Origin of the sequence: Burkholderia catarinensis (assembly GCF_001883705.2) — a bacterium.
GTDB lineage: Bacteria > Pseudomonadota > Gammaproteobacteria > Burkholderiales > Burkholderiaceae > Burkholderia > Burkholderia catarinensis.
Window position 1 is genome coordinate 85,416 of the sequence record NZ_MDEQ02000012.1, and the last position, 12,859, is coordinate 98,274.

Consider the following 12,859-nt stretch of genomic DNA (forward strand, 5'->3'; position numbering starts at 1 on the left):
TTCCGGCCGGGAGATCGTAATCCGGTGGCGGATCGATGGCCGTGCCGCGCGGCAGTCCGGGAGTTGCCCGGCGATCGTGCGGCGACGCGCCGCCGGGCGGATCGGGCGGGCGGTCCAGGCGCCGGCCATAACCCGGCGCGGGCATCGCGTCACGGCCGAAAATCCATGCCCGGCAATGCGTGCGGGCAAAAAAAGCCCCGGTCACAGGGGGACCGTGACCGGGGCGGAAACGCATCCTCTCTTTGGCACGAGGGTTGGATGCGCGCGAAGTATATTTCGGCACATGACGATTCGAATCGGCGTTAAACGGCCGTTTTTGGTGTCAATTTAAAAATGCCGGCGTTGCGGCGCTCGATGTCATCGATTTGAAGGAATTTTCGCGAGCAAGGTGCCGTTGTTTAGCGCGCTGGAGCGGCTAAAGCGTTGATCTGACGGAGGGTGGCTTCCGCTCGTCGGCCGGCGGTGCGAATCGCGCCGTTTGATCGCCGGCCGGGTGCGCGTGGCGTGCTGTCAATCCGGTTCGCCGGCCGCATCGCGCACGGCCGCGAGAAACTGGGCGACGACGGGCGACGGTACCGCTGCCGCGCCGTCGAACACGAACTCGATGTCGAAGCGGCTCGCGAGCTCGTCGAGCGCGACCAGCCGGACCGTATGCGGGCAGGTCGGCGACGCGCTTTCCGGCACGAATGCACAGCCCATCCCGGCCGCGACGAGGCCGATCAGCGTCGGGATGTCGCTGCCGACCTGCGCGATGCGCGGCGTGAAGCCGGCCTGCCGGCACTGCGCCATCAGGAACCGGTGGTGCGCGGCGGAGCGTTGCGCGTCGAACCAGACGAACGGCTCGTTCGCGACATCGGCCAGCGTGCGCGGCGCGCTGAAGCGTCTGCCCGGCGGCGCGGGCATCGCGAGCACGAAGCGGTCGCTCACCAGCCGCACGCCGGACAGGTGCGGCGCCTCGTCGCGACGCCACGCCATGATCCCGCCATCGAGCTGGCCGCGTACCAGCGCGCTTGCCTGTTCGGCCGACAGCATCGGCGCGATCGACAGTTTCACGTCCGGACACGCGTCGCGAAACGTCTTGAGCACGTTCGCGACGACCGGCAACGGCAGGCAGTTCGGCAACGCGCCGAGCCTCAGTTCGCCGAGCTGGCCGGCCGCGCTGCGCAATGCGCGTTCACGGCTGTCCTGCAGCGTCGCGAGCAGGCCGGTCGCATCCTGCAGGAAGCTCGCGCCGGCCGCCGTGAGCGTGACGCCCGTTGCGCGGCGGATCAGCAGCGGCGTGCCGATCGCGTCCTCGAGTTCGCGGATCTGCCGCGACAGCGCGGGCTGGACGATGCCGGCGGCGCGGGCGCCGGCCATCACGCTGCCGGCTTGCGCGACGGCCACGAAGTAGCGCAGGTGACGCAATTCGATCTGGCGCATGCGGTGTCCGTTCCCGTTCGTTGATATGCCTGTGAAGCATAGCAAACGTCATCCGATGGTATTGGAAAGCATGATGTGCGTGCCGTACGATGGCCGTCATTGCCGCACTCGTTCGCGAGTCGCGTGTGTTCTCCCTCCGTGCCCATTGCGTCCCGTCCCATGCCGCTTCATATCCCGACCCCTTATATCCGCTCGCAAATCGCGTCCCGCCGGCTCGGCAGGACCCTCCGGCTGAAGCTCGATGCGCTGCAGCCGTCGGGCTCGTTCAAGCTGCGCGGCATCGGCGCCGTCTGCGAAGCGCGGCATGCGGCCGGCGCGCGGCGGTTCGTGTCGTCGTCGGGCGGCAACGCGGGCATCGCGGTCGCGTATTGCGGCCGCGAACTCGGCGTGCCGGTGCGCGTCGTCGTGCCGGAAAGCGCGTCGGCCCGCGCGCGGGAGCTGATCCGGATCGAGGGCGCGGAGCTGGTCGTGCACGGCGCGAGCTGGGCCGAGGCGAACGCGTTCGCGCAGTCGGCGCTCGGCGAACACGACGCATTCGTGCATCCGTTCGACGACCACGTGCTGTGGCAGGGCCACGCGACGATGATCGACGAGATGGCGGCGGCCGGCCCGAAGCCCGACGCGGTCGTGCTCGCGGTCGGCGGCGGCGGGCTGCTGTGCGGCGTGCTCGAAGGGCTGGCGCGCAACGGCTGGCACGACGTGCCGGTCGTCGCGGCCGAAACGGCGGGTGCCGACTGCTATGCGCGCTCGGTCGCGCAGGGGCGCCCGGTCGAATTGCCGGCGATCACGAGCATCGCGACGTCGCTCGGCGCGAAGCGGCCGTGCGACGCGGCGGTCGAATGGGCGACGCGGCACGAGATCCATCCCGTCGTCGTGTCCGACGCCGACGCGGTGGCTGCATCGCTGCGATTCCTCGACGAACACCGGATCGTTGTCGAGCCCGCGTGCGGCGCGGCGCTGGCCGCGCTCGAGCGGCCGGTGCCCGTGCTCGCGGCGGTGACGGATATCGCCGTGATCGTCTGCGGCGGCGTGACGGCGACCGTCGAGCAGCTGCATACGCTGCACGCGACGTTGCGGTAAGCGGGGGAGCCGGCAAGCGGGTCGGACGGGCGACGGCCGGACGGCCGTCGATTTCGGCGAACGCGGGCATCGACCGCGCGTGAGCTACCGCGAAGCGTCAACGCGATGATGTCCACGCAGCCGGCAGGCAGCCGGAGGCGTGGACATTCCTATGGAGAATGACGGGGAACGGGTACGTATCGTCGCGCGGCGCCGGGTGTGGCCGGGCGCGACCGGCCGCGACGATATGGACGACCGGTCAGTTCGCGGCCGGTGCGCTCGCGCCGGACGGTACGGACGACGCGACGGGATGGTCGGCGGCCGGCGATGCGCTCGAGGGCGCGGGTGCCGACGTTGCGGACGCAGGCGCAGGCGCCGGCACGGCCGATGCCGGTGTAGCAGCGGCCGGCGCCGCAACGGCGGGCGTCGATGCCGCGACGGCAGGCACCGCCGGGCTGGAAGCGGGTGCGGGCGCCGAAGCCGGTACCGACCCCGAACCGGAAGCCGCCACCGGCGCCGCAGCGCGCATCGCAGCCGGTGCGGCGGCGGAAGCTGCGGCCGGCACCGCGTTCGCACCCGATTCGGGCGCGATGCCCGGCACCGAGAGCGGCACCGGCGCCGCGGGCGGCGTCGGCACGACCGGCGTCGTCATCTTCATCGGCTCGCCCTGCGGCGTCGGCGCGGGTTCGGGCAGCGGCGCGACGGGTTCCTTCTCGGCCGCCTTCACGGTGGCGCGGTCGCGGCGGGCCGGGTCGATCTTCAGGAAATGGTCGACGAGATTGAAGAAGCGTTCATAGAACACGCCGGCGGGAATCGTCTCGCTCGCGGTCTTGACGAGCGCATCGTCGCTCGACCCGATCGGCAGCGACAGCGAGCCGAACACGCTGAGGCCGACGCTGGCCGACGTATTCGACTTCTTCAGCGTGTAGCGGTCCTGCACCGCGTTCACGTACGCGATGCTCGACGAGCCGTCCGCGTCCGCATCCGCGCACACGACGTGAAACTCGATCACGACGTGCATGTCGTTGTTCGGCTGGAAATTCTTGCTGCCGTCGACCGCGTCGTTGCGCGACGACGACACCACATAGCCCTGGCTCAACAGCGCGCGCCGCGCGGCCTCGCAGGCCGCGTCGGATTTCGAGTGGAACGTATGCGCATACGGGCTGCTCGTCGCGTCGAACTGTTCCTGCTGGTAGATCGGCTTGGGCGGCGACGAGCACGCCGCCAGCACGGCCGCGGCCGCGAGCGCGCACGAAACGGAAAACAGGCGAAATCGGTTGTGCATGGCGTCTTTCAGAAGGCTCGGCGAGGTGCCGCGCCGGGCCGCGCGCAATGCGCGGCGATCGATTGGCGGCCGGCGCGCAAGGGCGGGGCCGGCATGGGGCGCATGGCAATCTCGGATGGCCGGGGCGTCATTATAGTTTCCTTTGATGTCGCGCTCGCTTCAGCCGGCCGGCGACGGTCGCGCGGAGGCCAGCAACTGCGACGTCAGCGGATGATGTTCGCCGCGCCGCGAGCGGATCGCGTGGATCTCCTCGGTCACGTCGCCCGCGCGCCCGAGCCGCCTGAGGCCGCGCAGCAGCGACGCATCGTTCGCGCCGAGTTCGCTCAGCGGAAATACCCCGAGGCCGCGCGCCGCGAAGACGGCCATCAGTGCGCTGTCCTCGAATTCCCCGGCCACGCGCGGCACGATCCGTTCGCCTTCCAGCCACCGGTCGAGGCGCGCGCGCAGCGCCGAATGTGCGGTCGGCAGCAGCACGGGCAGGTCGGCCAGGCACTGCGGAAAGTGCTGCCGCGCGGCCGGCGTGACGAGCGCCGCGGGGCCATACCAGTCGACCGGCGACGCGACGAGCTGTTCGCTCGTCACGCGCAGGTTCGACCCCGACCCCGACGGCGCGCCCTGGCCGGCCAGCACGAGATCGAGATGATGCAGCGCGAGCTCCGCCAGCAACGCATCGTGCTCGCCCTCGTGGCACAGCAGCCGCAGCGTGGGCGTGTCGAGCACGGGCGCGAGGATCGCGTGCGCGGCGAGCTTGGAGATGCCGTCCGCGAGGCCGACCGCGAGCCGCACGGTCGGCTGGCTGGCCGCCGCGCGCACTTCGTCGGGGATCAGCCGCCCCATCTCGAAGATCACTTCCGCGCGCGCAAACGCGGCCTGGCCCGCGTCGGTCATCGCGACGCCGCGCCCGGCCGGGCGCAGCAACTGGTGCCCGAGCGATTTCTCGAGCTCGCGCACCTGCGCGCTGATCGTCTGCACGGCCATGTCGAGCCGCCCGGCCGCGCGCGCGAAGCCGCCTTCCTTCACGACGACCCAGAAATAGTACAGATGTCGGAAATTCAGCATCGGATCGAAACTTCGTAAAAACCGAACTTAAAGTCAGATTCTCTCTGATTTTTCCGAAGTTCGGCGCGGAATATCATCGGACTTTCCACTTTCGTATCGGCCCACTCATGGACTACCTGCTGACGCTTGCCGTCGACCCCGCCGTCTGGGCTGCGCTCCTGACGCTCGTCGTGATGGAAGTCGTGCTCGGCATCGACAACCTGATCTTCATCTCGATCCTCAGCAACAAGCTGCCCGAAGCGCAGCGCGCCCGCACGCAGCGCCTCGGCATCGCGCTCGCGCTGGTGATGCGCCTCGCGCTGCTCGGCAGCGTCGCGTGGATCGCGAGTCTCACCGAACCCGTGTTCACGCTCTTCGACCATGCGTTCTCGTGGCGCGACATGATCCTGCTGTCGGGCGGCCTGTTCCTCGTCTGGAAGGCGACCACCGAGATCCATCACCACCTGTCGCCCGACGGCGACGGCGCGGGCGGTTCCGGCGGCGCGGCCGGCCTGACGGTATGGGCCGCGATCGGCCAGATCGTGATGCTCGACATCGTGTTCTCGATCGACAGCATCGTGACCGCGATCGGCATGACCGAGCACGTCCCGATCATGTTCGTCGCGGTGATCGTCGCCGTGGCCGTGATGCTGTTCGCCGCGCAGCCGCTCGCACGCTTCATCGACCGCAACCCGACCATCGTGATGCTTGCGCTGTCGTTCCTCGTCGTGATCGGCATGACGCTGATCGCCGAAGGTTTCGGTTCGCACGTGCCGAAGGGTTACATCTACGCGGCAATGGCGTTCTCGGCGTTCGTCGAGGGCATGAACATGCTGGCGCGGCGCGCGAAGTCGAAGCGCGCGGCACGGGTGGAAGGCCACTGAGCCACTGCGTGCGACGCCGGCCGCCGCAGCGGCCGGCTCGCGCGCCTTCATACGGAATTCAGACGAAATTCGCACGGAAAGGAGAAACGCGATGAAATGTCCTGTCTGCAAGACGCCCGACCTGCTGATGGCCGAGCGCCAGTCGATCGAGATCGACTACTGTCCGACGTGCCGCGGCGTGTGGCTCGATCGCGGCGAACTCGACAAGCTGATCACACGCGAGACCGGCGATGCGCCGGCCCGCCGCGACGAGGCGCCCGCGCGGCACGCTGCGCAGGCGCAGGTGCAGCAGCGCGGTCGCGACGACGGCTGGGGGCGCGACGGCCGCTCGCACGACGATCGTTACAGGCACGACGGGCAGCGTCGCAAGAAGTCGGTGTTCGACCTGTTCGATTTCGATTGAATCCGGAGACGGCGCACCCGCACGTGCGTCACCCGTCGCAAAAAAAGCCCCGCCCGGCATTGCGCCCGGGCGGGTTTTTTTCATGCGCGCCGCTTCGCGACACGCGCCGGCGCTTACGCGTTGCCGGCCGTCACGTCGATGCGACGCGGACGTGTTTCTTCGCGGCGCGGAATCGTCAGCGTCAGCACGCCGTCGCGCAGGTTCGCGTCGATCTTGGACGTATCGAGGTCGGGGCTCAGCACGAACGTGCGCGCGTAGCGCGGCGCGCGGACTTCGGCGTGCCGCACGCGCAGGTCGGCCGGCGTGTCGATGCGCGTGTCGGCTTCGATCGTCAGCGTGTTGTCGTGCACCTTCACGTCGAGGTTTTCGCGCGGCACGCCGGGCAGGTCGGCCCGTAGCGTGACGCCGCGATGGTCTTCGACGATGTCGACGGACGGGGTGATCGCGGGCCGGCGCGCGGCTTCGGCAGCAGCAGGGTGAACGGTGCTCGTCTGGCGTTCGGCCAGGGTCGGGTTCGCATTCATGTTCATGTCGGTATCCTGAAGATTACTGAACGGTGATCGCACGCGGCTTCGATGCTTCGCGCCGGCCGACGCGAATCAGCAGGCAGCCGTTTTCATAACGGGCGCTGACCTGGTCGGGATCCGCATCCCGCGGCAGCTCGACGACGCGGCGGAACGCGCCGTGAAAGCGCTCCTGCGCATACATGCGCAGGTCGTCGCCTTCGCCGCGCGGCGCCGGCTTGCGCTCGCCGCTGATCGTCAGCAGGTCCTTGTCGATCGACACGTCGAAGTCGGTCGCGGCCATGCCGGGCGCGAACGCGACGATCTCGATGGCGTCGTCGGTGGCGCCGACGTTGAGCGCGGGAAAGGCGCCCGGGCGCACCGCACGGATGCCGGACGGGCGTTCGCCGAGCAGGTTCGCCACCTGCCGCTGCACGCGGGCGAATTCGTCGAACAGGTCGTTGCCGAAATGGATACCGCTCATGTTGGTCCTCCTGAACAGGGAACGCGGGAGACGTGACGGCGCGACGCCTGCGGCGGGCGCGACGGGTGGCTCCACTGGGTCGAAACGGGGGCAGTGCGTTGCATGGAGTACTGCCCGACGATGCGTAATTAGTGGCCGCCGCGGCGCATTTCAAGAGGGAATCCGCAATCTGCGTCAACGCAGGCCCGCGGGATTCGATGCGACAATCGCCGCGACCTATCTGCAGACCAACCACTCGGGACAACCATGGACATTCGACGCATCGCGATCGTCGGCGCCGGCGTGATCGGCGCGAGCTGGGCAGCTTTCTACCTGACGAAGGGCTTCGACGTCGTCGCGACCGACCCGGCGCCGCAAGCCGATGCGCGGCTGCGCGACGCGCTGGCCGCGTTTCTCGGCGGCCGGGCCGACGAACTTTCCGCGCGGCTGTCGTTCGACGCCGATCTCGTGCGCGCGCTCGACGGCGTCGATTTCGTGCAGGAGAACGGCCCGGAGCGGCTCGACCTGAAGCGTGTGCTGTACCGGCAGATGGACGACGTGCTGCCCGCGCACGTGCCGATCGCATCGAGCTCGTCGGGCCTGAAAATGTCGGACATCCAGACCGCCTGCGCGAAGCATCCGGAACGTTGCCTGATCGCGCATCCGTTCAATCCGCCGCACCTGATCCCGCTCGTCGAACTGGTCGGCGGCGACGCGACCGGCCAGGACGTGATCGCACGCGTGAAGGATTTCTACGATGCGCTCGGCAAGCAGACGATCGTCCTCAACAAGGAGATGACCGGCCATGTCGCGAACCGGCTCGCGGCCGCGCTGTTCCGCGAGGTGTATCACCTCGTCGGCGAAGGTGTCGTGAGCGTCGCCGATGCGGACAAGGCCGTCGCATGGGGGCCCGGCCTGCGCTGGGGGCTGATGGGGCAGTGCCTGACCTACCACCTCGGCGGCGGCGCGGGCGGGATCGCGCACTTCCTCGAACACCTGTCGGGGCCGATCACGAGCTGGTGGGACGACCTCGGCACGCCTTCGTTCGATCCGGAAGTCGATCGCAAGCTGAACGACGAGTTGCGCGCGATCCAGGGCGAGCGCTCGATGCAGGAGCTGGCGGCCGAACGCGACCGGCTGCTCGTCGAGCTGATCGACGCGCGGCGCCGCAGCTTTTTGCCCTGACCGCGCCGGAGCGACAGCGCCCGGCTACTGCTGCGACGTCGTCTGCGGCGCGGGCGGCGTCTGGGCAAGCCAGGCGGGGCTCGTGGCCTGCACCAGTTCGCGGTTGCGCGCGCGCGTCGCGGCGCTCGGCGGGTAGTTGCTGTCGTTCGTCGGCAGTTCGCCGTCGAGATAGGCCTGCTTGAGCTGGGCGATGACTTCCGCGCGTGTCAGGCCCGGTACGGGCGCCGTGGCGTCGGTCTGGGCAAAGGCGGGGGATAGCAGGGCGGCTGCAGCGGTCGCGACGGCGAATCGCAGGACGTTCATGGCGGGCTCCGATCAAGGGGACGGGGTACCGGATACGCGCGGCGATTGGCCGTGCCCATCCGATGGGTCCCATTGTCGCGAGCGGGTGCTGCGCGGACGATGACGTGTTGCGGGCAAAGCTGTCAGTTGCGGGCGCGGCCGCGCATGCATGCGGCGCACCCGGTGTGCCCGGCGCGGTTACAACTCCGCCGCCGCCGTGATCAGCGTGGCTTCGAGCGCGAGCGTCGAACGTGACGCGGTCGCCGGCCGGTCGATCACGTATTCGAGTTCGCCGAGTTCGGGCAGCCCCGCGTCGAGCCGCGTGAGCCCGGCCGGGATCACGTAGCCGGCGAACGCGCTGACGCCGAGCCCCGCGCTCGCGGCCGCGCGCAGCACCGCGATGCTGCTGCTCACCACCGCGATCCGGTACGGCCGCCCGATGGCCTCGAGCGATTCGAGCACGCGGCGGCGCGACACGCTCGGCTCCGGATGCATCGCGAGCGGCAGCACGGCCTCGTGGCCGGTGATCCGCGAATCGGGGCCGGTGCACCAGTACAGCGGCTCGCTGCGGATCACGCGGCCGCGCCGGCTGCCCGCAATCCGCTTCGCGAACACGAGATCGTGCCGGCCTTCGTCGAGCGCGTCGAACAGGTCGCCTGACAGCCCGGTCGAGATCGCGAGCTCGACTTCCGGATTGCGTTGCACGAAGCTCGCAAGCGCCGCCGTCAGGTGCGCCGACGCGAAATCCTCCGACATCGCGAGCCGCACGTTGCCCGACAGCGGCGGCCCGCATACCGACGTGACGGCTTCGTCCATCAGTTCGAGGATGCGCACCGCGTAGCGGAACAGCGCGTCGCCGTGCTGCGACAGGTGCACGTTGCGCGTGTCGCGCTCGAACAGCGGCCGGTCGAGCAGCTCCTCGAGGCGGCGGATGTGCTGGCTGACGGTCGACTGCGACAGGTTCACGCGCTCGGACGCGGCGGTGAAGCTGCCGGACTGGGCGACGGCGACGAAGCTGCGCAGCAGCTCGGGCGGTAACGGACGCATTGCTAAATCCACTGAATCGGTTTCGACAACTTCATAAATGGCCGGATTTTGCGGGGCTAGTATCGGATCACGCCCCGGTGCGGCCTCTGCAAGAGGGCGCCCCGGACGCGTAGCCCGTGTCGCGCCGCCGACTGTATCGGTCAGTCTAAGCCATCCGGCGTCCGGCCCGAAACCGCATCATCCCATCGACCGCCCGAGAACGCGCTCGCACGACGAGCCGCCGGGTCGCGGCGCACCGCCGCAGGAGACAAGTCCGCGCCCGGGATCGGCGTGCGGGCCAGCCTCCCGCACGCGTCAGGCGCCCGTCACGAAGAGACTGGAGACGACTCATGATCATCTACGGAACCGCGCTGCTGGCGTTCTGCCATCTGGCCGGACTGTTCCTCGGCGACCTGCTGGGCACCGCGATCGGCGTGAAGACCAATGTCGGCGGCGTCGGCATCGCGATGCTGCTGCTGATCTGCCTGCGCCTGTGGCTGCACCGGCGCGGCTGGCTGCCGAAGGAGACCGAGGCGGGCGTCGGTTTCTGGGGCGCGATGTACATCCCGGTCGTCGTCGCGATGGCCGCGAACCAGAACGTCGTCGCCGCGCTGAAGGGCGGGCCGGTCGCACTGCTCGCCGCCATCGGCGCGGTTGCGATCTGCGCATGCTGCATCGCGGTACTCGTGCGCATGGGGCGCGACGACACGGCCTTCGCGGGCGTGCCGCAATTCGAAGAACAGTAACGGAGGCCGCCATGCTGCAGATGCTCGAAAAAACCGTCGCCCACAACGGGCTCGTCGCGTCGTTCGCGCTGGTCGGCCTGATCATGTGGCTGTCGTCGATCGCGTCGCGCAAGCTCACGTTCGGCCGCGTGCACGGCTCCGCGATCGCGATCGTGATCGGTCTCGCGCTTGCGTACGTCGGCGGCGCGTTCACCGGCGGCGAGAAGGGAATCGCCGACGTGCGGCTGTTCGCGGGCGTCGGCCTGATGGGCGGCGCGATGCTGCGCGATTTCGCGATCGTCGCGACCGCGTTCGAAGTGCAGCCGACCGAGGCGCGCAAGGCCGGGCTCGTCGGCGTCGTGTCGCTGCTGCTCGGCACCGTGCTGCCGTTCATCGTCGGCGCATGCATCGCGCGCGCGTTCGGCTATACCGATGCGGTCAGCATGACGACCATCGGTGCGGGCGCCGTCACCTACATCGTCGGCCCCGTCACGGGCGCGGCGATCGGTGCGAGTTCCGACGTGATCGCGCTCAGCATCGCGACGGGCCTCGTGAAGGCGATCATCGTGATGGTCGGCACGCCGGTCGCGGCCAACTTCATGGGCCTGAAGACGCCGCGTTCCGCGATGATCTTCGGCGGCCTCGCGGGCACCGTCAGCGGCGTGAGCGCCGGGCTCGCCGCGACCGACCGCCGGCTCGTCCCGTACGGCGCGCTGGTCGCGACGTTCCATACGGGCGTCGGCTGCCTGCTCGGCCCGTCGGTGCTGTTCTTCGCGACGCGCGCGCTGGTCGGCGCATAGCGTTGCGCGATGCGGCCCGCCGGCGGGCCGCATCCATCGCCGCGTCCTCTGAGTCGCATTCGTCAACATCATCAATCGGCGGCGGCGCCAGGCTTAGAATGCCGCTGGACCATCGAAGCGGGAGAACTGTTCATGACGGGATGGAATCACGCGCGGCAGGCGCGCGATGCACGCCTCGCGGCCGGTGCGCGTTTCGCGCAAGGCAAGCGGGTCGATGCGCGCGACACCGTGGCGTTGCTCGAAGCGGTGCTGCGGCCCGGCGACCGCGTCTGCCTCGAAGGCGACAACCAGAAGCAGGCCGACCTGCTCGCGACGGCGCTCGCCGACGTCGACAGCGCGAAGATCCACGACCTGCACATGGTGCAGTCGGGCGTCGTGCTGCCCGAGCATCTCGACGTGTTCGAGCGCGGGATCGCGAAGCGCCTCGATTTCGCGTATTCGGGCCCGCAGTCGCAGCGGATCGCGAAGCTGCTGTTCGGCGGCAAGATCGCGCTCGGCGCGGTGCACACCTATCTCGAGCTGTTTGCGCGCTACTTCATCGACCTCACGCCGCACGTCGCGATGATCGCCGCGGTCAGCGCCGACGCCGACGGCAACCTGTACACGGGCCCGAACACCGAGGACACGCCGACCATCGTCGAAGCCACCGCGTTCAAGGACGGCATCGTGATCGCCCAGGTCGACCGCATCGTCGACAAGGTGCCGCGCGTCGACATCCCCGGCGACCGCGTGCATTTCGTCGTCGAGGCCGGCCGGCCGTTCTACGTCGAGCCGCTGTTCACGCGCGATCCGGCCGCGATCACCGAAACGCAGATCCTCACCGCGATGCTCGCGATCAAGGGCATCTACGAGCCGTACGGCATCCGGCGCCTGAACCACGGGATCGGCTTCAACACCGCGGCGATCGAGCTGCTGCTGCCGACCTACGGCGAGAAGCTCGGGCTGAAGGGCAAGGTCTGCACGCACTGGGCGCTCAACCCGCACCCGACGCTGATTCCCGCGATCGAGTCGGGCTGGGTCGAGCAGATCCACTGCTTCGGCTCCGAGGTCGGGATGGACGACTACATCCGCGCGCGCTCCGACGTGTGGTTCACCGGTCCCGACGGGTCGCTGCGCTCGAACCGCGCGTTCTGCCAGACGGCCGGCCTCTATGCGTGCGACATGTTCATCGGCTCGACGCTGCAGATCGACCTGTCGGGCCATTCGTCGACGGTCACGGCCGAGCGGATCGCCGGCTTCGGCGGCGCGCCGAACATGGGCAGCGACGCGCGCGGCCGGCGCCATCCGAGCGAGCCGTGGCTGAAGGCCGGCGCCGAAGCCGACCCCGACACGCCGGCGGCGCTCAGGCGCGGCCGCAAGCTCGTCGTGCAGATCGGCGAGACGTTCGGCGACAAGAACGTGCCGATGTTCGTCGAGAAGCTCGACGCGCTGAAGCTCGCCGACAAGCTGCAGCTCGACCTCGCGCCGATCATGATCTACGGCGACGACGTCACGCACATCGTCACCGAGGAAGGGATCGCGAACCTGCTGATGTGCCGCGACAAGGACGAGCGCGAGCACGCGATCCGCGGCGTGGCCGGCTATACGGATATCGGCCGCGGCCGCGACCGGAAGATGGTCGAGCGGCTGCGCGAGCGCGGCGTGATCCGCCGTCCGGAGGATCTCGGCATCGACCCGCTCGACGCCGACCGCCGCTGGCTCGCCGCGCGTTCGATCAAGGATCTCGTGCACTGGTCGGGCGGGCTCTATGCGCCGCCGGCCCGGTTCCGCAACTGGTGAGGAAG

14 protein-coding genes are annotated in these 12,859 nt (G+C 69.3%); 7 read left to right on the top strand and 7 right to left on the bottom strand.

Going from position 1 to position 12,859, the window contains the following annotated elements:
* Positions 1-510: 510 nt before the first annotated feature.
* Positions 511-1,422 carry a LysR family transcriptional regulator gene (locus BFF94_RS20325; RefSeq protein ID WP_128851240.1) on the bottom strand — a complete coding sequence of 304 codons (912 nt, stop codon included), beginning with the start codon at positions 1,420-1,422 and terminating at the stop codon, positions 511-513.
* A 159-nt stretch (positions 1,423-1,581) separates the two neighbouring features.
* Here BFF94_RS20325 and BFF94_RS20330 point away from each other — a divergent pair, with 159 nt between their 5' ends.
* Entirely contained in the window at positions 1,582-2,502 is a 921-nt protein-coding gene (locus BFF94_RS20330; RefSeq protein ID WP_219139739.1) for a pyridoxal-phosphate dependent enzyme, read from the top strand.
* Positions 2,503-2,740: 238 nt separating this feature from the next.
* Here the strand turns inward: BFF94_RS20330 and BFF94_RS20335 are convergent, their stop codons facing one another.
* Both BFF94_RS20335 and BFF94_RS20340 read right to left on the bottom strand, forming a co-directional pair.
* Entirely contained in the window at positions 2,741-3,766 is a 1,026-nt protein-coding gene (locus tag BFF94_RS20335) for a DUF2242 domain-containing protein (RefSeq protein ID WP_219139740.1), read from the bottom strand.
* Between the two features lie 159 nt (positions 3,767-3,925).
* On the bottom strand, positions 3,926-4,825 hold the full coding sequence (locus BFF94_RS20340; protein WP_219139741.1) for a LysR family transcriptional regulator: 900 nt from the start codon (positions 4,823-4,825) through the stop codon (positions 3,926-3,928).
* A gap of 107 nt (positions 4,826-4,932) precedes the next feature.
* Between BFF94_RS20340 and BFF94_RS20345 the strand changes: the two genes are divergently transcribed.
* Together BFF94_RS20345 and BFF94_RS20350 are read left to right on the top strand one after the other, a co-directional pair.
* Complete coding sequence (locus BFF94_RS20345; RefSeq protein WP_128851243.1) at positions 4,933-5,688, top strand: TerC family protein; 756 nt, start codon at positions 4,933-4,935, stop codon at positions 5,686-5,688.
* Positions 5,689-5,779: 91 nt separating this feature from the next.
* Positions 5,780-6,091: a TFIIB-type zinc ribbon-containing protein gene (locus BFF94_RS20350; protein WP_219139742.1), complete on the top strand. Its 312-nt coding sequence runs from the start codon at positions 5,780-5,782 to the stop codon at positions 6,089-6,091.
* A gap of 113 nt (positions 6,092-6,204) precedes the next feature.
* Here the strand turns inward: BFF94_RS20350 and BFF94_RS20355 are convergent, their stop codons facing one another.
* Both BFF94_RS20355 and BFF94_RS20360 read right to left on the bottom strand, forming a co-directional pair.
* Positions 6,205-6,615 (bottom strand): Hsp20/alpha crystallin family protein, encoded by a 411-nt coding sequence (locus tag BFF94_RS20355; RefSeq protein ID WP_128851267.1) that lies wholly within the window; start codon positions 6,613-6,615, stop codon positions 6,205-6,207.
* Between the two features lie 22 nt (positions 6,616-6,637).
* Positions 6,638-7,078: an Hsp20/alpha crystallin family protein gene (locus BFF94_RS20360; RefSeq protein WP_128851246.1), complete on the bottom strand. Its 441-nt coding sequence runs from the start codon at positions 7,076-7,078 to the stop codon at positions 6,638-6,640.
* A 246-nt stretch (positions 7,079-7,324) separates the two neighbouring features.
* On the opposite strand from BFF94_RS20360, the gene BFF94_RS20365 reads away from it, so the two are divergent.
* Positions 7,325-8,242 (top strand): 3-hydroxyacyl-CoA dehydrogenase NAD-binding domain-containing protein, encoded by a 918-nt coding sequence (locus BFF94_RS20365; protein WP_128851249.1) that lies wholly within the window; start codon positions 7,325-7,327, stop codon positions 8,240-8,242.
* A 24-nt stretch (positions 8,243-8,266) separates the two neighbouring features.
* On the opposite strand, the gene BFF94_RS20370 is transcribed toward BFF94_RS20365, so the two are convergent.
* The gene (locus BFF94_RS20370; RefSeq protein ID WP_128851251.1) at positions 8,267-8,545 is read right to left on the bottom strand and encodes a DUF4148 domain-containing protein; all 279 of its coding nucleotides are present in this window, start codon (positions 8,543-8,545) and stop codon (positions 8,267-8,269) included.
* Between the two features lie 177 nt (positions 8,546-8,722).
* Positions 8,723-9,571 (bottom strand): LysR substrate-binding domain-containing protein, encoded by an 849-nt coding sequence (locus BFF94_RS20375; RefSeq protein WP_219139743.1) that lies wholly within the window; start codon positions 9,569-9,571, stop codon positions 8,723-8,725.
* 329 nt (positions 9,572-9,900) lie between these two features.
* Between BFF94_RS20375 and madL the strand changes: the two genes are divergently transcribed.
* From madL to mdcA, 3 genes are all read left to right on the top strand, one after another.
* Positions 9,901-10,296, top strand: a complete 396-nt coding sequence (madL, locus tag BFF94_RS20380) for a malonate transporter subunit MadL (protein WP_128851254.1) — start codon at positions 9,901-9,903, stop codon at positions 10,294-10,296.
* Positions 10,297-10,307: 11 nt separating this feature from the next.
* Entirely contained in the window at positions 10,308-11,075 is a 768-nt protein-coding gene (gene madM, locus BFF94_RS20385; RefSeq protein ID WP_128851256.1) for a malonate transporter subunit MadM, read from the top strand.
* A gap of 132 nt (positions 11,076-11,207) precedes the next feature.
* Entirely contained in the window at positions 11,208-12,854 is a 1,647-nt protein-coding gene (gene mdcA, locus BFF94_RS20390) for a malonate decarboxylase subunit alpha (RefSeq protein WP_128851259.1), read from the top strand.
* Positions 12,855-12,859: the final 5 nt, after the last annotated feature.

Bases quoted from the DNA above. Each gene is read 5' to 3' on its own strand.
- BFF94_RS20325 (WP_128851240.1), bottom strand. From the start codon at position 1,422: ATGCGCCAGATCGAATTGCGTCACCTGCGCTACTTCGTGGCCGTCGCG.
- BFF94_RS20330 (WP_219139739.1), top strand. From the start codon at position 1,582: ATGCCGCTTCATATCCCGACCCCTTATATCCGCTCGCAAATCGCGTCC.
- BFF94_RS20335 (WP_219139740.1), bottom strand. From the start codon at position 3,766: ATGCACAACCGATTTCGCCTGTTTTCCGTTTCGTGCGCGCTCGCGGCC.
- BFF94_RS20340 (WP_219139741.1), bottom strand. From the start codon at position 4,825: ATGCTGAATTTCCGACATCTGTACTATTTCTGGGTCGTCGTGAAGGAA.
- BFF94_RS20345 (WP_128851243.1), top strand. From the start codon at position 4,933: ATGGACTACCTGCTGACGCTTGCCGTCGACCCCGCCGTCTGGGCTGCG.
- BFF94_RS20350 (WP_219139742.1), top strand. From the start codon at position 5,780: ATGAAATGTCCTGTCTGCAAGACGCCCGACCTGCTGATGGCCGAGCGC.
- BFF94_RS20355 (WP_128851267.1), bottom strand. From the start codon at position 6,615: ATGAATGCGAACCCGACCCTGGCCGAACGCCAGACGAGCACCGTTCAC.
- BFF94_RS20360 (WP_128851246.1), bottom strand. From the start codon at position 7,078: ATGAGCGGTATCCATTTCGGCAACGACCTGTTCGACGAATTCGCCCGC.
- BFF94_RS20365 (WP_128851249.1), top strand. From the start codon at position 7,325: ATGGACATTCGACGCATCGCGATCGTCGGCGCCGGCGTGATCGGCGCG.
- BFF94_RS20370 (WP_128851251.1), bottom strand. From the start codon at position 8,545: ATGAACGTCCTGCGATTCGCCGTCGCGACCGCTGCAGCCGCCCTGCTA.
- BFF94_RS20375 (WP_219139743.1), bottom strand. From the start codon at position 9,571: ATGCGTCCGTTACCGCCCGAGCTGCTGCGCAGCTTCGTCGCCGTCGCC.
- madL (WP_128851254.1), top strand. From the start codon at position 9,901: ATGATCATCTACGGAACCGCGCTGCTGGCGTTCTGCCATCTGGCCGGA.
- madM (WP_128851256.1), top strand. From the start codon at position 10,308: ATGCTGCAGATGCTCGAAAAAACCGTCGCCCACAACGGGCTCGTCGCG.
- mdcA (WP_128851259.1), top strand. From the start codon at position 11,208: ATGACGGGATGGAATCACGCGCGGCAGGCGCGCGATGCACGCCTCGCG.